The organism is Rummeliibacillus sp. NPDC094406 (genome assembly GCF_044763875.1).
GTDB lineage: Bacteria > Bacillota > Bacilli > Bacillales_A > Planococcaceae > Rummeliibacillus.
This window is the reverse complement of the sequence record NZ_JBIWGZ010000002.1, coordinates 628,831-649,831: the sequence shown is the minus strand read 5'-3', so window position 1 is coordinate 649,831 and position 21,001 is coordinate 628,831. Positions and strand designations below refer to the sequence as shown.

15 protein-coding genes are annotated in these 21,001 nt (G+C 33.6%); 12 read left to right on the top strand and 3 right to left on the bottom strand.

The features are described from left to right. The first annotated feature begins 32 nt into the window (after positions 1–32). From ACIQ4I_RS07870 to ACIQ4I_RS07855, 4 genes are all read left to right on the top strand, one after another. Positions 33–215, top strand: a complete 183-nt coding sequence (locus ACIQ4I_RS07870; RefSeq protein ID WP_403094862.1) for a hypothetical protein — start codon at positions 33–35, stop codon at positions 213–215. A 270-nt stretch (positions 216–485) separates the two neighbouring features. Next, positions 486–833, top strand: coding sequence for a DUF5658 family protein (locus ACIQ4I_RS07865; protein WP_403094859.1), 348 nt, complete (start codon positions 486–488; stop codon positions 831–833). A gap of 569 nt (positions 834–1,402) precedes the next feature. Continuing rightward, the gene (locus tag ACIQ4I_RS07860) at positions 1,403–1,981 is read left to right on the top strand and encodes a competence protein ComK (RefSeq protein ID WP_403094856.1); all 579 of its coding nucleotides are present in this window, start codon (positions 1,403–1,405) and stop codon (positions 1,979–1,981) included. A gap of 734 nt (positions 1,982–2,715) precedes the next feature. Then, on the top strand, positions 2,716–4,080 hold the full coding sequence (locus ACIQ4I_RS07855; protein WP_403094853.1) for a S41 family peptidase: 1,365 nt from the start codon (positions 2,716–2,718) through the stop codon (positions 4,078–4,080). A 349-nt stretch (positions 4,081–4,429) separates the two neighbouring features. On the opposite strand, the gene ACIQ4I_RS07850 is transcribed toward ACIQ4I_RS07855, so the two are convergent. Further along, positions 4,430–4,816 (bottom strand): PaaI family thioesterase, encoded by a 387-nt coding sequence (locus ACIQ4I_RS07850; protein WP_403095119.1) that lies wholly within the window; start codon positions 4,814–4,816, stop codon positions 4,430–4,432. A 1,056-nt stretch (positions 4,817–5,872) separates the two neighbouring features. On the opposite strand from ACIQ4I_RS07850, the gene ACIQ4I_RS07845 reads away from it, so the two are divergent. The 7 genes from ACIQ4I_RS07845 (at position 5,873) to ACIQ4I_RS07815 (ending at position 16,095) form a co-directional block, all read left to right on the top strand. Continuing rightward, positions 5,873–7,609, top strand: a complete 1,737-nt coding sequence (locus tag ACIQ4I_RS07845; RefSeq protein WP_403094850.1) for a bifunctional metallophosphatase/5'-nucleotidase — start codon at positions 5,873–5,875, stop codon at positions 7,607–7,609. Positions 7,610–7,790: 181 nt separating this feature from the next. After that, positions 7,791–8,933 (top strand): FIST signal transduction protein, encoded by a 1,143-nt coding sequence (locus ACIQ4I_RS07840; protein WP_403094847.1) that lies wholly within the window; start codon positions 7,791–7,793, stop codon positions 8,931–8,933. 2 nt (positions 8,934–8,935) lie between these two features. Further along, a complete protein-coding gene (locus ACIQ4I_RS07835) occupies positions 8,936–9,916 on the top strand; it encodes a methyl-accepting chemotaxis protein (protein WP_403094844.1) in 981 nt (326 codons plus the stop codon). Positions 9,917–10,037: 121 nt separating this feature from the next. Beyond that, positions 10,038–10,523, top strand: coding sequence for a hypothetical protein (locus ACIQ4I_RS07830; protein WP_403094841.1), 486 nt, complete (start codon positions 10,038–10,040; stop codon positions 10,521–10,523). Next, the gene (locus tag ACIQ4I_RS07825) at positions 10,511–10,801 is read left to right on the top strand and encodes a DUF2653 family protein (RefSeq protein ID WP_403094838.1); all 291 of its coding nucleotides are present in this window, start codon (positions 10,511–10,513) and stop codon (positions 10,799–10,801) included. Before ACIQ4I_RS07830 ends, ACIQ4I_RS07825 begins: the two co-directional genes overlap by 13 nt. 498 nt (positions 10,802–11,299) lie before the next feature. Then, on the top strand, positions 11,300–12,184 hold the full coding sequence (locus tag ACIQ4I_RS07820) for an immunoglobulin-like domain-containing protein (protein WP_403094835.1): 885 nt from the start codon (positions 11,300–11,302) through the stop codon (positions 12,182–12,184). An 872-nt stretch (positions 12,185–13,056) separates the two neighbouring features. Continuing rightward, positions 13,057–16,095, top strand: a complete 3,039-nt coding sequence (locus ACIQ4I_RS07815) for a hypothetical protein (RefSeq protein ID WP_403094832.1) — start codon at positions 13,057–13,059, stop codon at positions 16,093–16,095. Positions 16,096–16,780: 685 nt separating this feature from the next. On the opposite strand, the gene ACIQ4I_RS07810 is transcribed toward ACIQ4I_RS07815, so the two are convergent. Beyond that, positions 16,781–17,506, bottom strand: a complete 726-nt coding sequence (locus tag ACIQ4I_RS07810) for a WecB/TagA/CpsF family glycosyltransferase (protein WP_403094829.1) — start codon at positions 17,504–17,506, stop codon at positions 16,781–16,783. Between the two features lie 524 nt (positions 17,507–18,030). Between ACIQ4I_RS07810 and ACIQ4I_RS07805 the strand changes: the two genes are divergently transcribed. Next, positions 18,031–19,611, top strand: a complete 1,581-nt coding sequence (locus ACIQ4I_RS07805; RefSeq protein ID WP_403094826.1) for a S1C family serine protease — start codon at positions 18,031–18,033, stop codon at positions 19,609–19,611. A 475-nt stretch (positions 19,612–20,086) separates the two neighbouring features. On the opposite strand, the gene ACIQ4I_RS07800 is transcribed toward ACIQ4I_RS07805, so the two are convergent. Then, positions 20,087–20,824, bottom strand: coding sequence for a C40 family peptidase (locus ACIQ4I_RS07800; protein WP_403094823.1), 738 nt, complete (start codon positions 20,822–20,824; stop codon positions 20,087–20,089). Positions 20,825–21,001 lie beyond the last annotated feature (177 nt).

Here is a 21,001-nt window from a genome sequence, read left to right as displayed (position 1 = left end):
GCAGACAGATGTTTCCAATGCAAAGGTTTCCGATGCAACGGTTTCCAGAGCAACGGTTTCCAGGACGAGAAGAACGAGAAGAACGTTTTAGAGGATTTGGATTTAATCAATTTAATCCATGGTGGGGTCCGGGACCATGGAATCCATGGTGGCAATGGAATCCGTGGTGGCAGTGGAACCCATGGTGGCAGTGGAACCAATGGCAATCATGGTAACAATGAAACCCAGGTAACCCATGGATGAGATAAAATAGGGTAACTTTCACCAAAATATACATGATAATAAACTACAATCAAATTTAATAACAAAAAGGTATCCATAAAGTCATTCAAAATTGACTATTATGAGATACCTTTTTTATTAGTTAGGCTCTGTAATACGTCATTGTTGATAGTAAATAAGTTTTTATTGAGCGAAAGGAGATTTTCTAAGTGTTTAGTATATATTCAGTCCTTTTTCCGTAGACTTAGTTAACTATAATTGAAATGAAAGGTTTGATAAATCTGGAAGGTAAAATTTCGTACAACTCAAATATTAATTTTTCAACAATAGGAACATGCTTGCTATTATTATGTATGTTTGATGCACTCTTTACTGACATAGGCATCCGAAATCACCTTATTACAGAGGCAAATCCATTGATGAACTGGATATATCATAATAGTATTTTATTGTTCTATGCACTGAAAATTTCAATGCCAATTTTATTAGTCTGGATTTTGAGGAAGGTTCAACCATCTCTGTTAATTAGAATTCTAATGATCTGTGCTACATCTATATATTGTGCAATCCTATTTACGCATATTTGGTGGATTACGATTGCTGTTTCATGACGACCAAAATCAACTATTAAGATAGAGCAATACATTTGCAAACCAATTTGATCATTGCTATAGCTGGCCATTATCCGAAATTATTCACGCTAAATTTGTTGAATTATGCGTGGATTTTTTTATGGAAAAGAAATTCTTGTATTAACTTATAAAGAAATGATATGCAAGAAAATTACTATTTCAGTCCATGGTATTTGTACTGTGTGTAGAGTTGAATTACGAAAAAAATAAATGATATAAATACAGTGGAAATGCCTAAAAATACTTATTTAAAGGGATTTGTTTAAAAAAATGATAAATCTAAAATGTTAAAAATTGAAAATAAAGAATTATTTGACAATTAGAAAATGTGGTTATAAAATGATATAAATGGATTATATAAACAGGACAAAAGTTCTTATTTTTTATAGTAATCTGTTAATGGAAAAAAAGGAAGTAGGTGACTGTTTTGGACTATAAAATGCTTCGGATTGTGGTCTAAACTCGAGAAAACCTCTACAAATATATTAGCTTAAAGTTCGTATACTATTTTTGATTATTTAGACTAATTATAAAAGGAGGGTTACATAATGTTAGAAGAAATTTATACAGTAAGTGACAATACAATGGCATTTCTCCCAGATTTCGATGGTGTTGGTGGTTTTAAAACTACTATACTTGAAGTGGATGATTTAAAAGAATGTCATTTGAATCCCATTGAACTTCTTGATCAAAATTTACGCTTTTTTGGATCTAGTTTAAGAGGTGCAAGTGAAGGAACTCGTTATATTCTTGGAGAAGTTAATATGTATCCAGTAATTATGAATCTGAAACATCAACTTGTATGGTTTCCGACAAGATCTCCAAAAAAGAATGATTGTGTTTGGTTAGCGCTTAATCATATTAAAAGTTACAAGCGCAATAAAAACCAAAGTACTAAGATCATTTTTACAAATGGTTCTTCACTAAATATTGAAGTTAGCTTTAGTTCCTTTGAAATGCGAATGAATCGCGCTTATGCTTTGAAATTCCGATTAGAATATCGCTCAAGTTTTATGTTAATACCCCCAAGTGTCCAGAGAAATTTTCTAAAATACGATATCATTAAAGAAGCGAATGATATAAATTATCAAATACATAGTAAGGATGAGGATTCACTGGATAATTAATTTTGCTATGTACTATAATAATGCGATGCCCTTAATGACGAATAGAATTAGGGGCATTTATAGTTCATACAGAATTAAAAGTGTTAGATCATACCATCCATTATTTTTTGTTTACATAGTTCCGTTTAACTCCATGTAAAATTTCAAATCTAACATCATTTAATTCATTTGAATCAATTTCATAAATTCATTTTCGCTTTAATGATATCCAACTTTGTTCATGTGAAGTGAAAGACAGCGAGTCCTTGAAAATGCATTCGCATTTCCTTCGTCCGATGTAAATTCAGTGGGGTGCATTCATAGTCCTACGGGAAAAGATTGAGCTGAAAGACCCGCAGAAACGTAGAAAAGATAGTGAAAAAGTAAAAATAGATGAAAATTTATTATAAAAATCTTGTATTGCTATATTTGTTGATGTGGAATTAGCGAAGACTCCTGCGGGAAAGCGAGGAGGCTCAACGCTCGCCCGCGGAAAGCGAAGCTAATTCCACATCATGCAGAAAGCTGATTCATACTATTAATATTTGCATTTAAAATACTTTACAGTCCCCTAGAGGAGATTGAAACCAAGACCGTGGAAAGCGCCGTCTGTAGCGGAACATCCAAATCTGAATATGGAAAAGTTAATGTGTTGAAATGTTAGTATTTAATATTTCATATAAATTTCGAATTATGAAATTGATTCTTTTAAAGGTACAATAGTTTGTGAAAATACTACCAGAATGAGGGATACTATGAAAACACTTCGAATCTTTTTAGCTAGTGTAATGGCTATGATGCTCTTCTTTACTTCTTCATTTGCATATGCAGCAGAGCCATTAAATGAGGTGAAAAGTATAGTAAAAGAGCATTATTATCCAAAAGTCCCAACCGATGCATTGAATAGCAAAACCATTAAAGATTTAATGAAGCAATTAGATCCCTATTCCATTTATTTGACAAAAGATGAATATCAATCTTTCATGAATTCTATAAACATGGAGTTGGTTGGAATAGGTGTTACCACTCTAGAAAATAAAAAAGGGCTTAAAATCACATCGATTATTAAGGGGAGTCCTGCGTCAAAAAGTGGATTAAAAGCAGGGGATATTATAACAAAAGTTGATGGGGAAAGTATTGCGGGGAAATCTACTGAATCAACGCTATCACTATTAATTGGGAAAGAAAATACAACAGTAAATCTAACAATTTACAGATCTTCAACGAATACAACATTTGCTAAAGAATTAACGCGTAAAGTGATTTCCTTACCAAATGTAGAAAAAGAAAAACTTGCAGGGAAGATTGGTTATATTCGCTTAAATAGTTTTTCAGAAGGTAGCGCAAAAGAAATTCAGGATGCAATCAAATCAATGCCAGAAATGAAAGACTGGATTTTCGACATTCGTAGTAATGGAGGTGGCTATGTAGGTTCTGCACAAGAAGTAATTGGTCTTTTTCCAACCGCTAAACACGCATTTTTATATAAATTAAAAGGTACTAAAATGTATGGGGTCGATGCCATAAAGCAAAAAGTGCAATGGAATGCACCTGTATCTATTTTAACAGATAAGTATACAGCCAGTGCTTCTGAGATGACGGCAGCTGCTGCGAAGGATCTAAAGCTAGCGAAAATTTACGGTCAAACTACATTTGGTAAAGGTGTTATGCAAGAACCGATAGAATTAAGCGATGGCAGCTTTTTAAAGCTAACAATTGCTGAATTCTTTGGACCTAAAAATTATAAAATTAACCAAAAAGGCATCAAGCCAGATGTGCCAACAGCAATCGGTAAAGAAGTTGAAAAGAGCCATAGCGACTTTTTACTAAAGCAGTTGAAGAACTATAACAAACTAACTTCCATTGAAAATGGGTCAGCTTCAAAATCAATTAGTTTAAAAGCTAGCAAAAATCTATCCTGGAATACAATGAAAAATGCGAATGTTTACTTATGGCAAATAGGTGGCGTATCACGGAAAATTTCGCTGAAACTAGCATCTGGTAAAAAACTCATCATTACACCAAGCAAACAACTAAAACCAGGAACAAAATATTACTTAGTAGTTCAACCGAAAAAGAAAAACGAAAAAGGTGCGTACAGTAAAGTAACCATCAAATAATAAAAAGTGACTCATTGCGATTGACAAAGGGATTAATAGAATCTTGTTAATTAGATGAGTCACTTTTTTGTTTTGAACTTTATATTAAGAAAATCTTAAATTTAATACAAAAAATGCCTATAAGTCTAAGCATAGACTTAATAGGCACTGTTAATATTAATTTACTCTTTTTCATCTAAATAGCTATTAGGATGAATTTGGCAGTAATCAATATGACCATACTGTTTCGTATGTTATGTTTCATCAAAATACGCCTTAAATCCCCGTAATTTCCTCTATTATATCCAAAATTAAAATGTAATAGGGTAAGGGGGGGAGTAGGTAAAAGTATATTTTATCCTATGGGGAATTAGTTAGATCCTTTAAACGTGGCAGTTGCAAAGCCTACAAGCTCTTGATTTTCGTCGTATAATCGACCTTCTAAAATAGCTGTTGAACGAGTTTGTGAGATGACACGACCTAAAGCTTGGATACGGCCTTCAGTAATTGGTTTTAAAAATCGAGTCTCCATTTGCATTGTAACGACATTATCAAAGCCAAGTGTATGAGTTGCAATCCCCATAACTGTGTCGAGTGCTGCCATAAATACACCACCATGTAGGGTTCCTACGACATTTGTTAAATCATCATGGAAATTAAAAGAAATTTCAGCAATACCGTCTTCAGCATGACCATATTCAAAACCAAGAGTTTGCCAGAAAGCACTTTCTTCAAAACGTTGTTGTACTGTTTTCATCGTTGTCAAAATATCTCCTCCAGTACTATAACTATATCTTTTTACGGCTTAATAGAAAAGATACATTATAAAAGTAACTTGAACATTATTTTACCTAATTATTTGATTTATCTTGTACTACATTGGTGACGATTCACAATAGGTGTAGTTATTAGAAGACTCCCGAGCGAAAGAAGACTGAATATAGTATATATTTGCTGTTATCTGAAGTGGAATTAGCTCCGCTTTCCGTGGGCGAACTGACGAGCCTCCTCGCTGTGCTCCGGGGTCTCGTCTAGCTCGTTTTCCCACAGGAGTCTCCGCTAATTCCACTTCAACGAAGATAGCTATACCGGATTTTTATCATAAATTTACATCGTTTTTACTTTTTCAGTGCCTTCACCGAAGTGAGCGAGGAGGCTTATTTGCTTTCCCACATTCGACAATAACAACTTTGTTCGTCAATTTTGCATAAATCTATGAATAATCTAGGCTCTATATTTTTTTTAATCTTCTATTTGTATATATTTTAGTCAATTTCATAATTCGAAGTTTTGATATAAAACACGAACACTAAATGAGGGAATTGTTTGTACTATATCTATTAGAATATTGTCTAGTAGCGGAAGATGGCGACTCCTGCGGGAAAGCGAGACAGTTGAGACCCCACAGGGAACGATTAAGGAACGGAGTCTAAGAACGCCACGTCCTGTGGCAACGACTCCGTGACCAACATCCTGTTGCCCCGAGGAGGCTCAACGCTCGCCCGCGGAAAGCGCCATCTGTAGCGGCATATTAAACAAATAGTATATTTGAAGTATAATCCGAATTATTGGATTGTACATTTAGATAATATGCGTGTTTTTTGCCTAGAAAAGCATTTATGAAATTAACTCATTTACATGATCTAAGATATAGTAAAAAAACGCTTTCAAAACTATGAAAGAATGAAATTATATCATGTATAATAGTAAGTGTGATTACTTTACATTATTTTTCAATTTATGCATTGAATTGTAAGACGTCAGACCGTAGAATATTTAGAGTATCGAATTTTTTATTAGGGAGAGTGTTAATGTGTTCAAAAAGAAATTAGTTGCTACTTTAGGTGCAGCAGCATTGCTAATGGTACCGGTATCGGGGTATGCAAAGACAAATACGTCAAAGGTAGAAACAACTGTTCCAGTTCAATTACTAGCAATCAATGATTTACATGGTAATATCGGTGAATCATATAAAGCAACAGACGGCACGCCAATCGGTGGAGCAGCTTCTCTTGCTTATAACTTTGAACAAGAGAAAGCAGCATTTGCGAAAAAGAACAAATTAAAATCTACTACCACAAACACTTTAAGTATTCAAGCAGGTGATCTAGTTGGTGGTAGTCCATCTTATTCAAGCTTATTACAAGATGAACCAACTATGAATGTAGCAAATGCAATGAAATTCCAAGTAGGTGCACTAGGAAATCACGAATTTGATGAGGGTATTGAAGAATTCCAACGTATTTTAAAAGGACAAGCTCCAACGACTGCAACACAAAACTATGATTTAGTGAAAGATTATAAACAAACTAAGAGTGATATGGAAGTCCTTTCAGCAAATATCGTTGATAAAAAGACTAAGAAACAAGTAGCAGGTTTCAAGCCTTATACAGTGAAAAAAGTAAATGGCGTAAAAGTAGGTTTTATCGGTGTCGTAACGCCAGATATTAAACAAGTTGTATTATCTAAATATGTCGAAAATATTGAAGTAACAGATCCAGCAAAAGCTATTGCAAAATATGATAAAGCTCTACGTAAGGAAGGTGTCAATGCTATTGTAGTTATTGCACATTCTGGTGCTTATAACACCAATGCTGACACATCAATTGAAACGCAAGGACAAGAAAAAGTTGCTGGACAATCAGTTGATATGCTAAAGGAACTTGAAAAAATTGATCCAAATCACTCAGTAGACGTAGTATTTGGTGGTCATGACCATAACTTTGCAAATGGAGTATATAAAAATACACGTATAATTGAAGCAAAATCATTTGGTAAAGCATATTCAGTAGTTGAAGGTACATTAAGCAAAAAAACAAAAGACTTTACAAAAACACCTTCTGCTAAAGTGAAATATAACTATATGAAGACTGATGAAGAGATTAATAGTAACAAAGTTTCTAAATCAGTTAACAATATAGTAAACACAGCAAAAGATTTAGTAAAAGAAACTACAGATAAACCAATTGCAACTGCAGCATTCGAATCCATTTCAAAAGATCGTGCTGCGTATCCATTAGGTGGATCACCAGTTGGAAACCTTGTAACAGATGCACAACTATATGATGCTAACACAAATGGCTACAAAGCTGATTTTGCTATGACAAATTCAGGTGGTATTCGTGCAGATTTAACAACAGTAAAAGATGGCGACAAAAACGTTATCACATGGGGTAAAGCACAAGCTGTTCAACCATTTGGTAACTACTTAAAAGTTGTAACAATGACAGGTGCTAACATTAAAGAAGCAATCAATCAACAATTCACTGGTGGTTACGGTTTAGAAGTTTCAGGCTTACATTACACTTACAATGCAAAAGGTGTTGTTGATGTATTTGTTGGAAATACAGAAGAAAAAATCGATCCAACTAAAAGCTATAATGTAGTTATTAATGATTTCATCGCTGGTGGTGGAGATAACTTCCCAGCATTCAAAACAGCTACGAATGAACAAATTATTGAAATTGACACAGATGCCTTCATTAATTATTTATCAAGTGTAAAACATGTAGAAGCATCAAAAGATGTTCGTAATGTGAAAGTCGACTAATTCGTTAGTAAAATATTGAGAGTCTCTTAAGTAGGTTAAGAGACTCTCTTTTTTTATGTAAATATATGAAAAAAGTCACTGGAATTGTCGATAATTAGGGTATAATAGGTAATTGTAAAAATGAATATATTCTAACATTTAAGAATTTTTAGAGCCTAATTGACTGATAGGAGAATGAAATTTGGATACGATACGAACTTATGCAAGTAATAATCATGATATTAAAGTAGCAATTCGGGACATAACAGGTCAACTACATCCTACACCAGAACTTGTTATCTTTTTTTCAAGTACAGTTTATTCATTTGAAGAGGTTTCAAAATTATTTAATGATCACTATCCTTCGGCTCAAGTTGTAGGATTGACAACCACTGGCGAAATTGGACCTAAGGGATATCAAGAGTTTGGACTTTCAGCTATTAGTTTTTCAAAAAACTTTGGGCATGTAAGAGCCGTCTTAATGAACGATATTGGAAAGTATCCTGTATTTGCACGTCAACAACTAAAAACAGCAGCACATGAGGTAGGGATTCAAACCTCAAGTAAGCATCCTGAAAAGGAAGGAATTGGACTCGTTTTTCCAACTGGATTAATAGGTGCGGAAGAAAAAATGTTATCTATAGTAAATTCTATTTTTGATGAGGATGGTTTTCAGTTTTTTGGTGGAACAGCAGGGGACGATGCAAAATTTGAAGCTACTTATGTAAGTGTAAATAACCATATTTCAAGTGTGGGTGGCGTTGTTATTTTCATGAAACCCGAATTGGAATTCAGTGTGATAAAGGAAAATATTTTCACAAGTACAGGAAAGAAGATGAAAATCACAAAGGTAGATACAGAATCACGCATTGTTTATGAAATGGATGGACAACGTGCAGCCACAGTTTACGCAAAGAAACTTGGTGTACGAGAAGCTGATTTATCTAATTATTTTATGTCCAATCCAATTGGCCGACGTTTCAATGATGAAATTTTCATCGCATCCCCATTCCAGATCATGTCAGATGGGGCTATCCAGTTTTATTGCCAAGTATTTTTGGACTCTTTCGTAGAAATTTTAGAACCAATGGATCCTGTCAAAACATTAGAACACACATTACAACAATTGACTTCTCAATTTTCGAAATTAGATGGCGTACTAGCATGTAACTGTATTTTGAGAAAGCTACAATTTCAAAATCAGAAGTTATTCCCAGCGCTAAATCGACAACTTGAACAATTGCCTAATTTAGGTGGATTCTGTAGTTATGGTGAACAAATAAATAAATCATTAATCAATCAAACACTCGTATTATTAGGTTTTGGAGAAAAGGGAGGAAGATAGCTATGTTCGAAAAACTATTTAAGCATCCGGTAGATGAAGTGGAAGTTGCAAAGAAATTTGAGGGATTAACAACTGACGAGAAAGAAAAAGTCATATCAGGTCTCGAAGATTTAATGGCTTTACTAAAAAAATCAAATGAAAAAAACGCAAAAGGCGATAGTGTATTTATCGAGAGAATTACAGAAATAAAGAACGCCTTAGAAGATGAACGCCAATCAATACTTGCATCTAATGATAATCTCCAAAAAATTGTTACAGAAACAGAAAATATACATTCCATTACAACTGCTGTCGAAGAACAAGGAGAAAAGAACATTCAGCTTGTAGTTGAGGGCAACCAGAACATGGAAAAACTTGATCAGCAAATGGATTATGTCAAGAATGTCTTTGAAGGTTTCGAAGTGTCTATTGAAGATGTGCAAAAAGAAACGAGTGCCATTACTCAAATTACGAAAATGATTGGAGATATTGCGGACCAAACGAACTTGCTCGCATTAAATGCTTCAATCGAAGCGGCAAGAGCAGGTGAGCATGGAAAAGGATTTTCTGTTGTCGCACAAGAAGTTCGCAAACTTGCTGAGCAAAGTAAAAGCGCGCTTGTTGATATCAATAAAAAGGTGCAAGAAATCACTCATAAGGTTGAGCTTCTAGCTAAAGATATTAGGGAAAAATCTGAAGATGTTGCTAAAACACAAGAAATGACACGTTTTACAAGTGAATTCTTTGAAAAAATTTCTGCATCTGAAAGCGAATTGTTCAATAGCATGTCAAGTATTAATCTTGCAACAGATGCAGCGATGAATGAAATTGTAGCATTCCGTCAAGAATTAGAATCCATTGCAGAAACATCTTCAGGTTCTATAGAGAAAATTGAGGGATTGTATTCCTTTGCTCAAGATAAATTCTTTTTATCTACAGAGATGACCTCTTTTATCTCACAATCTAATGACCTAGTAAAAGCACTAAAAAATCAAAAGCTATAAATAATGTTGAAAAATGAATAAATTAAAGTAGCCCTTGCGTTTCATTTTATTAATCTTTGATGTAATGATAAACTAATAGTAAGTTAAAAAAACATACAATTATTAATGGAGGTTATTTTAATTGAAAAAACTTGCAGCAGCTTTATTTGCAGCAACACTTGCTTTCTCTACTTTTGGTCCAGTTGTTATGGATAGTCATCATGGTACAATAACTGCGGAAGCCAAAGGGTATAAATCAGGAAAACGTGGATACAATTCAAACGGAAGTTCAAATAATAATTCAATGTTCAATAATAAATCAAATACAAATAGCAACACGCAAGATAATAAAAACTCAAGCTTCAACAATAAATCGACAAATAACAAAACATCTACAGCAAATCCTACAACGAAAAAAGGCGGATTCCTTAAAGGGATGATGGTCGGTGGATTAGCAGGTATGCTATTTGGCGGTATGTTAGGTAATATGGGTGCAATGGGTAATTTATTTGGTTTACTTATCAATGTCATTGCGATCTTAGCATTAATCATGATCGTAATGAAAGTCTTCCAAATGTTCAAGCGCAACAAGAGACGAGATGAGGAACGTAACACATGGAGACAATAATCGTATCAGAAGATAATTTGATAAACGCTCTATGCGTGTACCATGCTCGTCAAATTAATGTAATGCCTGAAAACGTTGAAATTGAACTAAACTTCGATGACGAAGAAGGATACTCTGCAGAAGCTTATTACAATGGTCGAAAAGACATTTATCGAGTTGCAAATATGTTAGCAGCAATTCGCATATTCCTACAGGAAGAAATGAATGTTGATCCATATGCAGCAAGCATCCACTTAGAAATTGATGACGAACAGGGCATGATTGCAATAGTCGAATAATAAATTTAGCCATCCAAATAGGGTGGCTTTTTTTTTATGATAATTATTCATTCAACTTCAAGCTACATGCTATTTAGATAGTTTTCACTAATATAATAGTAGAAACTCATATGAATAAACAAAGCATCCTTCTTAGTAACTTAGTATTTTTCAGCTCAAACTTTTCCCGTAGGACTCTGAATGAGCTTCACTGAATTAGCCTCGCACAAAGAAAATCGTATGCATTTTCGAGGACTCACCGTCGAAAGCGTTGCAATGAACAAAATTGGATATCATTAAATGTTCGTATTATGAAATTGATTTAGTTATCAAAAATAATAATTATAATACGTAGTTACATATATTTAATAAAAAACGGTGATTTGTAATAATAAAATGATATTTTTTGAGGTATTATTATCCATAAGGATTGCTGATAGGTGAAATATGGAATATTTACATACGAAATGCACCTTAAGGTAATCCTAGAATAATTCGATATCTAAAGGAGAATGGACAATGAAAAACTACAAACAAAAATTAATAAAATCTGCCACTGCATTTGCTTTAGGCGTATCTGTTATTACAACTGCAGTTGTAGCTGTTGATACAACTGCATCTGCAAAAACTTCTTGCAAAGTATCTCATGGTAAACTAGTAAATCCTAAAAGTCATAAATTGATTGCGGGCTTCAAAACCTATCAATCAGTACTTTATAAAAACGGTAAAAAATTTACTGGTGTTTACAAAGGTAAATACTATAAATGCGGTACATTATTTACTGGGGTAGTAACTAAAACTTATTACAAAAAAGGTGTAAAAGCTACAGCTACAGTTAAAGGCGTATACTATAAACAAGGTAAACCATTCACTGGAGATAAACACCAAGTATTCTACAAAAACGGTAAACCATTCACTGGAGAACAACACCACAAGTTCTACAAGAATGGTAAACCATTTACGGGAGAACATCACCATGTGTTTTTCGAAAACGGTAAAAAAGTTAACTGCACAATGCCAAATGGTAAATATTATATCAACGGCGTACCAGCAAACGGAATCTACGAAATTAATGGAGTAAAAGTAGAATACAAAAATGGTAAAGTTGTAACTGATAAAACTTCTCCTGTAATATCTCTTGAAAAAGGGGCTAAATCTGTTTATAAAATTAAGAATGGTGAAGTATTTACAGTACCAACAGCAACTGCAAAAGATCATTTAGGCAATTCTGTTGAAGTAGTTTCTTCAATTATCGATTCAGAAGGCAAAGCTGTTGAAAAAATTGACACAACAGTAGCCGGTACTTACACAATCACTTACACAGCTAAAGATAATTCTTCAAACAAAGCAACTGCAATTCAAATATCTGTAGAAGTGAAAAAAGCTACACCGGTTCTAAAATAAAAATCTATTAAAAGAACACATGATACATTCACTCAATCCATAATTGTTAAACATGTATTTTTTATTCAGAGATAAATAATAACAATTGCATCAAGAAAAAGGCGCTAATCTTATAAGAGATTAGTGCCTTTTTTGATATGAGTTTTTAAGCTTCTTTAGCGATTAATTATTCGAAAATTATTTATAAAATTATTTTGGTTATAGCATTATGAGAATTACAAATTAACGTAATAGGTATAAACATGGTAAAAATACTTGTTGTATAGGTAATTAAGACTATGAAAGATTTATAAAAAAGTGATGTAATATATTTTCATGTGACATATCTCCTTAATTTGGATATAAGTAAAGTAAAATACGAATATTTGTCGTAATTTGTCGAATAATATCAATGATTTTTATATAAAACACGAACATTTAAGTAATAAGTATTATATTAATATTAAAGGTAACTATATAAATACCAAATATTATTAAGTAAAAAATAGTAAAAATACAAATACAAAGGGTAGTGTTAATTGTAAATTTTTATAAATATTATATTAATAAATTTACAATCTACAAAAATATAATCAAAAAATTATTTTAATTTTATTATATTAATCCATCTATTTACTTATATTCAAAAATTAATACATATTAATTAGATTAATTGTAGTTATAAAAGGTAAAAAATATAAATTTAATAGTAATAATTAATTATTATTCATGTTTTTGATAAAAAAACTGTTAAATTTATTAAAAACACAAAGATTTTATGATAATATAGTCGATAAGGATTACTAAGAGGGGATATATGGAATATCTTCGAGTATGAAATGCACATCGGTGTGATCCAATTATAGTTCATCGGATAAAGGAGAATGGAAAAAATGACAAACTACAAATTAAAACTTGTTAAATCTGCAGCTGCACTAGCGCTTGGTGCTTCTGTAATCACTACAGCAGTAGTTGCTGCTGACACAACAGCATCTGCAAAAACTACATACAAGGTATCACATGGTAAACTTGTAGATGCGAAAACTGGTAAAGCGGTTAAAGGATATGTAGTTTACAAATCTACTCTTTACTACAATGGTACAGTGAAAAAAGGCTACAAAACAGTAGGTACTGGTTCTTCTATGAAACTTTACTACAATGGTAAACTTGCAAAAGGCTACAAAACAGCTGGTACCGGTTCTTCAATCAAACTATTCTATAATGGATCTCTTACAAAAGGTTACAAAACAGCAGCCAAAGGTAGCGATGATAAATACTATCTATTCTACAACGGTACTCTTAAAAAAGGCTACAAAACAGCTGGTAATGGCGAACGTTTATACAAAGATGGCCGCTTAGATAGTGGTTATGAAGTATACGGTGATATTGATAAAAATCCATCACTATACTACAACGGTTACTTAAAAGAAGGCTACAAAACAGCTAACAAAGCAACTCTTTTATTCTACAATGGTAAATTAAAAGAAGGCTATAAAACAGCTAATAACGATACTGTTCTTTACAAAGAAGGTCGCTTAAACGAAGGTTTAGTATTAGTTAACGACATCCTATTTGATGGTAGCAAACAAAACGAAGGTCTAAAAAAATTCGAAGATAAAACTTACTTCGATGCTAAATTAGCAAACGGCACTTATAAAGATGAAAACGGTGTTGAAAAAACTTATAAAGATGGCGTAGAAGTTAACCTTGCAGTTGAATCAGTAAGTGCGATTAACGCTAAAACTTTAGAAGTGAAATTCAACCAAGCTGTTAATGTTACAGCTGACGCTTTCTCTGTAGCAAAAGGAACTGTTAAAGCGAACGTTGCAAACGTAACAATTGCAGAAGACAAAAAATCTGCTAAAATCGAATTAACTTCAAAATTAACTAAAGGTGATTACACTGTAACAGTTAAACAAGCTGATAAAGATGCTTTAACTGGTAAAGTATCAGTTGAAGATGAAAAAGTTGCTGGTATCAAAGTTCTTTCTGATGTAGCTCCTTTAGCTACTAATAAAGAAACAGCAACTGCAGCTCTTCAAGTAACAAACCAATATGGTGAAGATATCACAGCTGCTAACTACAGTAACCTAGACCTAACTGCTACTGGATCTTCAGTAAAAGCAGCAAGTGGTGTAACAGCTTCTGTAGATAACAAAGGTCAAATTACTATTAACTTAGATTCTTCTGTAGCTAAAACAGATGATAAAGTAGTTCTTACAGCTGTTGATAAAACAACAGGTACAGTAACTAGCAAAACAATTACTTTATCTACTTCAGCAGTAGCTTCAGATGTCGAAGTTGGTACTTTATACAATAAAGATGGCGAAGTATTATCAGAAGATGCAACAGGTGAATTCTACCTACCAGTTACTGTAAAAGATCAATATGGTAAAGAAATTACTGATGTAGCAGCTGCAAATGCAGCACTTCTTGTAACTAATACAAATGCAACAGTTGCAACTATCGCAGATACAAACCCAATTGTTTCTACAACAATCGATGGTAAAACTGTTCTTGCAGTAAAAGTTACAAAAGCAGCAGCGGGTTCTACAAACTTAGTATTTGTTGTAAAAGCAACTGGTAAAACAGCTCAAAGCACAGTAACTGTAAAAGCAGGTAAATCAATTGCTGGAATTTCACTTGGTTCTCCAGTAAATGATGTTGTTGCTGCAAACGAAGATGTTAAATTCCCATTAACTCTTACAGATAATGAAGGCAATGAAATTAAAACACTAAAACAATATAAAGCAATTGATTCGGCACGTGGTTTAAACACTTTAGATACAGGTTTAAGCATCCAAGAAATTGATGGCGCTCTTTACATTGTGAAAGATGCATCTACAGTAACAAAAGGAACTACAAGTATTCTTGTAACTTCAAAAACAGGCAAAATTGCTTCACAAGTTGTTACAGTAAAAGATGCAGCAGAAGCTGCAACAATTACTGGTATTTCTTCTAAATTAGCAACAAGCTTCCGTGAAGGTTCTACATCTCCAATTACTGTATCAGCAGCAGATTTAAAGATCGAGGATCAATATGGTCGTGTAATGGATGCTTCTAAACTAGGTTCTGTAGCTATTACAGCAACAGCAGCAATTACTGGTGACAAAGCAGTATTTACTACAGGAACATCTGGAAATTCCGCAACTATTACCCTTTCAGGTAATGAAAATGTTGCAACAGCAGATTCTATTACATTTGCTATCACTGGTAAAAAGGGTAGTGAATTAAGTAAAAAATTCACTGTAGTTAAAGATGCAGATTTAGCTTCTTACAGTGTAAAAGCTGTTCCTACAGTTTATGTTTTAGATGATTACTCTCTTGCTTCAGCAGCTCAAGATTCTAAATATACTTCAGATGAACCTGTAGTTTTAGCTTCATCAAAAGCTGGAGATACAGTAACTTTAGATAAAGCAAAAGGCGAATACACTGTAACAGCTGCTCCAACTTTGAATGAAGCTTTCTTCAAAGATGATAATGGTAAAGCTGTAACTGAAAAAACAGTTAACCGTACAGTTACAATTAATGCAACAGGTGAAAAAATCACTGTTCCTGTAACATACTCAATTGCACCTGCAAAGGCTTCTAAAGTAGAAGTATTTAAAAAAGGTACTGACGTATTAACTTCTAAAATTACTGAGACAAGCAAATTAAAAGCAAATTATGATGCAAATGCATTATTAGCTGCAGCAGATTTCACAACAACTGACCAATATGGTGCGGAATCAGCTCTAGATACTGCAGATGAAGTAACATTCACAAAAGTATCTGGTACAGTTACATTTGAAAACAACGGTACTGAAAATGCTGCAGTAACAAAAGCTACAGCTGGTTCAGTAGTAAAAGCAACTGTAACTAAAGATGGTAAATCTGCAACAGTTGAAATTACTTTTGAAGATGGCGTTGAAGTAGTAGTAGCTCCTAAATAAAAATAAACGAAACGTTTCTCTATAAGTCTTAAACATTTAGGATGATAGAGTGAAATCCTCCCTTACCTTATTGGGTGAACGGATTGAAGACTCCTATCTTCTTCGGAAGATGGGAGTTTTTTTCTTCATAGCGAAATAAATTTAGTTTGAGTTGCAAGTACCCATTCTGACAATAAACTATAAATTAGTCTTCAATCCTCGAGGTTGAAGGCTTTTTTCTTTTCTCAAATAGGGCCTAGTAATCTCTTTTTCTAAGGAAAGCGCAGCAAGAACATTCTTCTATATAGTAAAGGGTTAAGAATTCGGTGTTCCCTTTAATAATTATGATCATAGACTGTAATTTAGATTCTCTTCTCTTTGACTTAGCAACTAAGTAATTATTAAGTCTCAAATCCTTTAAAAGATTGACAGAGGAACTATTGATACAATAAGACTCTATTACTTTCGAAGATTAGATAAACTTTCATGATCATTTGTTTTAGGTGCCAGTCGCCCATACAATTCAGACAATAGTCTACAATTCCAGTCCCAACCTACTTATAGGTTGGGATTTTATTAACTAATCTTATTGGTCGGAAACAGACCCTTAAAACAATTCATAACAACCGTTTTTATATCAAAAACCTTTGTGAATTTGAAATTGTTACTATAAAGGAAAAAAGCCAGCATTCGCTGGCTTCCTTCATCATTTCTTTGATTTTTTTACTTCAATTAAAAACTGAGGAATTTTCAACATTCGTTTGAATCTAGTTGGTTGGGTAATTAAACGGTGGAACCATTCAAGATTTAGTTTGATGAAGATTTCTGGAGCGCGATCTACATTTCCAGACAGTACATCAAGGCTACCACCGACCCCCATCATCACTGCATTTGAAAATTGACCTCGATGTTTTGCAATCCATTCTTCTTGTTTTGGGGCACCAGTTGCTACAAAAATAAAGTCAGGGTTTAAAGCAGCTGCTATTTTAGCCACTTCATCTCCGTCACCATTACCACCATATCCATCAGCTACTCCAACAATTTCAGTGTTTGGATACATAGCTTGAGCCTTTTCAGCAGCTTGTTTAGCGATACCAGGTTTACCTCCATAAAAGAAGAAACGATTTTGTCCCTTTCTTGCTTTTCTCATGAAATCGTGGACGAGCTCATATCCTGGAATACGTTCTTTTAATGGCGTGCCAAGCATTTTAGATCCAATGACAACACCAATTCCATCCGCAACTACATAATTAGAGTTTAATAGGCAATGTTCGTAATTCTTATTTTCTTTTGCTAACATAATAATTTCAGGGTTGGCTGTAACAATACAGATAGGCTTTTCAGATATTCGCATTTCATCCAAAACGTGGTCAACAAATTCGCACTTCGTCGTATCTGCTACAGGAATTCCTAGTATATCAATCTTTTTCATAATCTAACCTTTCTACGGACTTTCGACATATTTCTTCTTATTATATACCACTAACTAATAGTTTCAAACGAAGTGGTGTGATTAAAAAAATCGAATATCTAATAAGTGAAAATGTTTCCTTAAAAGTAACGTATTAATTTCGAGCGCTGACATGAAGAGCAATTGAAGCATACATAAAGGTAATGTTACCAAAATAAAACAAATGCTCGCGAAAAAGTAATAAATCAAGAGCAGGCAACCAGTTCCCATCTTCGAAATTCTAAAAGCTTAAAACCCCTTTCAAAAATTAAAAATTTTCTAAGAAAAGCATACATGGAATCACTTAAAATGGGGTAGACCATAAAAGGAGAATTTTTCTAAATAAAAATCCATTTTTCTCATTCTATTCTAAGAAATATGTGCTATGATAATCTTTGTGAAAAATTGATAAAGAAGATGATTATTAATGCTTTTTGAAACTTTAGGTATGATGTATCCGTCTATATATAGTATAGAATTTTTGGAAGATAGGAAGTGGATGTGAAATGACGAATAATCGACGATATCAACCTAAGAAAGCATCCATAAAAAGAATAGCTGTTTCCATTGTTTTGCTCATAGCAGTTATTTCGGGTGCATATATGCTCCTAACGAAAAATGACAAAGCAGCAACAGAGAACAATCACATTAAAGTTCAAAATGTCCATAAAACAACGACGGAAAAACCGACTGAGAAAAAGGATCCCGATAGCAAAAAGGAAACCGATTCTACCAGTTTTAAAGAAGGAACCGTAACAAATGCCATCCAATCGAATAATGATGGAGATACAACAACAAAAGACTCTACAGATGTAATCATGCCGAAAAACGATACATCTGCTATTATTGCAAATGCAAAAACGCAAGTGTACACAGTCTACACAGATTTACAACAAGGCTCAGGGTTTTTGTTCAATAAAAAAGGGGACATTATCACAAACGCACACGTTGCAAAAGATGCCTCTTATGTATTTGTAACAAACGAGCATGGACAAGAATTCCAAGGGCAAGTCATCGGGATTTCGAAAAAGACGGATGTTGCGTTAATTCGTGTACCTGAACTAGCCGGAAAAGATCCACTTGTTCTAGATACCGCATCTGCAAGTGTGAATACCCCAGTTATTGCAATTGGTAGTCCGAAAAACAAGGGCGGTACTGCAACGGAAGGTAAAATTACAAGCATTGGTGCAGAATTCACAGATGAATACACTTATAATGGATTGTATGAAATGACGGCTCGCTTACATTCAGGCTCAAGTGGCGGCCCGCTTATTAATGCAGAAACAGGTAATGTAATAGGAATTAACTCAATTATACTTACAGATGAACCTGAAATTGGTTATGCAATTCCAATTAGTAAGGTTATGTCACTCATTTCAACTTGGTCTAACAAAGATGTTAAAATTAACATCGAGAAGGATCAAGATTTTGAAGATAATCACAAAGAAGAGGCTTACTTAGGGAAAAAACTAATAAAAGATTATGTAGATGGTTATTATGAATTGTTCCCATACGCGATCAAAAATAAATCGAAAAATTATTACGAAACTTATATTATGCCTGGAAGTAGTGCGGTTAATTCAGCTAAAAAAATGGTTGAAAGCTATTCAACAGATGAGAAGAAATACAAAGATCTGCAATACACAATCGGTAATATCAATATCTATGACGAGTATGCAACAGTAGAAGTCAATTCAACATTTGTTTATACAGATAAGAATACGAAGCAAGAACATAAACTTAAAGAAACAATTGTATACACAATTGTGATTGATGATTATGGTGACTATCAATTTACGAAGATAGATGTTACAAACTCATCTGACTCAGCTGATGATAACCAGCCAGCGGATACAGAGCAAGGGTCAACAAATAATGCAGAAACAGAATCAACAAACAGTTCGAATAATACAGATGGAAATCAAAGTACAACAACCGAAGAAGATCCATCAACTATAAATAAACAAAGCGTTAATACAGATGTAAAAACAGATGCAACAACAGATTCAGTTAAAGATAATACAGACAGCAAAAATAATACTGAAGATAATACTTCTACTTCAACTGATCAACAAAAAATTCAATAATAACAAACGAAGAAATCACCCGGTCAATGAACTACAATTCATGGCCGGGTGTTTTAACATTTTTAGAATAGAGAGGCGTGTAAAGATATGCCTAATTAGATGTTTACTCAACAATATACATATAAATGGTGGAATATTAGAAACAAACGATATAGCGCTTTATAGCGGCTAATAAAGCGAAAGGTAACCAGCTAAAGTAGCTGCAAGAGCAAAATTTGCGGATAAAGGGATAATCAGAAGTATAGAATATTGCATCTTGTTCCACTTTTACAGACCGGAATGAAAGAATAGCAAGGAAAATGAAAGAGAGTAAGTGTACAGACAATTGATACATGGCAAACGGTTTTTATACTGGGAGGAAAGTGTGTACGATTTAGAAGATAGAAAAAACCTAAGTAAATGACTTTGGAGAAGAAGCCTTTTACTTAGGTTTTTGGTTTGTTGTTTTATGAATAGTTGAGTGTAGAGTATTTGATTAACGTACTGTGCCGTAGCTGTGTACGTAGTATTTCCAGTAAGTGCTCATAGTTTGGAATTGAACGTGATCACCTGCAGCGTGAACTAGCATACCATTACCAGCATAAATAGCAACGTGAGTAATTGCGCCGCCACCAACGTTGAAGAATACTAAGTCGCCTGGTTGTGGGTCATTAGTATATTTAACAGCTGCGCGTTGTGCTCGGCTTGTACGTGGTAAAGAGATACCGTGTTTAGCATAAACATAGCTAGTGAAACCACTGCAGTCAAAACCAGAAGGAGTTGTACCACCGTAAACGTAAGGAACACCAAGGTAGTTTTTAGCAGTGCTCACGATATCACTCATTGCAGCACTTTCAGATGTTTTCTTAACGCCAGAACCCTTTTTAAGATATGCTGCTGACATCCAACCTGTTTTACCGTTAACAGTCACTTTAAACCAAGTTTTACCACCAGCAACTTTTTTGTATTTTGCATTTACAGTTGTGTTTTTGCTAATATATCCTAATGCTTTTGAACTTGTAGAAGAATCAGCACGTAAAGTTAGTGAACTAGCAGTAACGTGATATTTTCCACTAATTTGTGTTGCTTGCGAATCAGTTACCATTGTAACTTCTGTGTTTTTAGTTACTCCAGATGTTGCTTCGTTGTTTTCTGCAGCTTTCACATGTCCAAAGCTAATTGTTAATGCTAGTGCACTTGATGCGATTGCTGTAAATAATGCTTTCTTATTCATCAAATTCCCCCAACTATTCTCAAATGTTTTGTATATATAGTATTTAAACGATTGTTTTAGTATTTGTAATATTTACAAGTATAACTTTATAAAAAATCTGATAAAATAACAATGCTATTTCGTTTACAGTTATATTACAGTTATGTAACAAATGGCATAGATTACGACTCTAATTGA

What these genes read in the sequence shown, in the direction of transcription:
- ACIQ4I_RS07870 (WP_403094862.1), top strand. Translation starts at nt 33, where the DNA reads ATGCAACGGTTTCCAGAGCAACGGTTTCCAGGACGAGAAGAACGAGAA.
- ACIQ4I_RS07865 (WP_403094859.1), top strand. Translation starts at nt 486, where the DNA reads ATGAAAGGTTTGATAAATCTGGAAGGTAAAATTTCGTACAACTCAAAT.
- ACIQ4I_RS07860 (WP_403094856.1), top strand. Translation starts at nt 1,403, where the DNA reads ATGTTAGAAGAAATTTATACAGTAAGTGACAATACAATGGCATTTCTC.
- ACIQ4I_RS07855 (WP_403094853.1), top strand. Translation starts at nt 2,716, where the DNA reads ATGAAAACACTTCGAATCTTTTTAGCTAGTGTAATGGCTATGATGCTC.
- ACIQ4I_RS07850 (WP_403095119.1), bottom strand. Translation starts at nt 4,816, where the DNA reads ATGAAAACAGTACAACAACGTTTTGAAGAAAGTGCTTTCTGGCAAACT.
- ACIQ4I_RS07835 (WP_403094844.1), top strand. Translation starts at nt 8,936, where the DNA reads ATGTTCGAAAAACTATTTAAGCATCCGGTAGATGAAGTGGAAGTTGCA.
- ACIQ4I_RS07825 (WP_403094838.1), top strand. Translation starts at nt 10,511, where the DNA reads ATGGAGACAATAATCGTATCAGAAGATAATTTGATAAACGCTCTATGC.
- ACIQ4I_RS07820 (WP_403094835.1), top strand. Translation starts at nt 11,300, where the DNA reads ATGAAAAACTACAAACAAAAATTAATAAAATCTGCCACTGCATTTGCT.
- ACIQ4I_RS07815 (WP_403094832.1), top strand. Translation starts at nt 13,057, where the DNA reads ATGACAAACTACAAATTAAAACTTGTTAAATCTGCAGCTGCACTAGCG.
- ACIQ4I_RS07810 (WP_403094829.1), bottom strand. Translation starts at nt 17,506, where the DNA reads ATGAAAAAGATTGATATACTAGGAATTCCTGTAGCAGATACGACGAAG.
- ACIQ4I_RS07805 (WP_403094826.1), top strand. Translation starts at nt 18,031, where the DNA reads ATGACGAATAATCGACGATATCAACCTAAGAAAGCATCCATAAAAAGA.
- ACIQ4I_RS07800 (WP_403094823.1), bottom strand. Translation starts at nt 20,824, where the DNA reads ATGAATAAGAAAGCATTATTTACAGCAATCGCATCAAGTGCACTAGCA.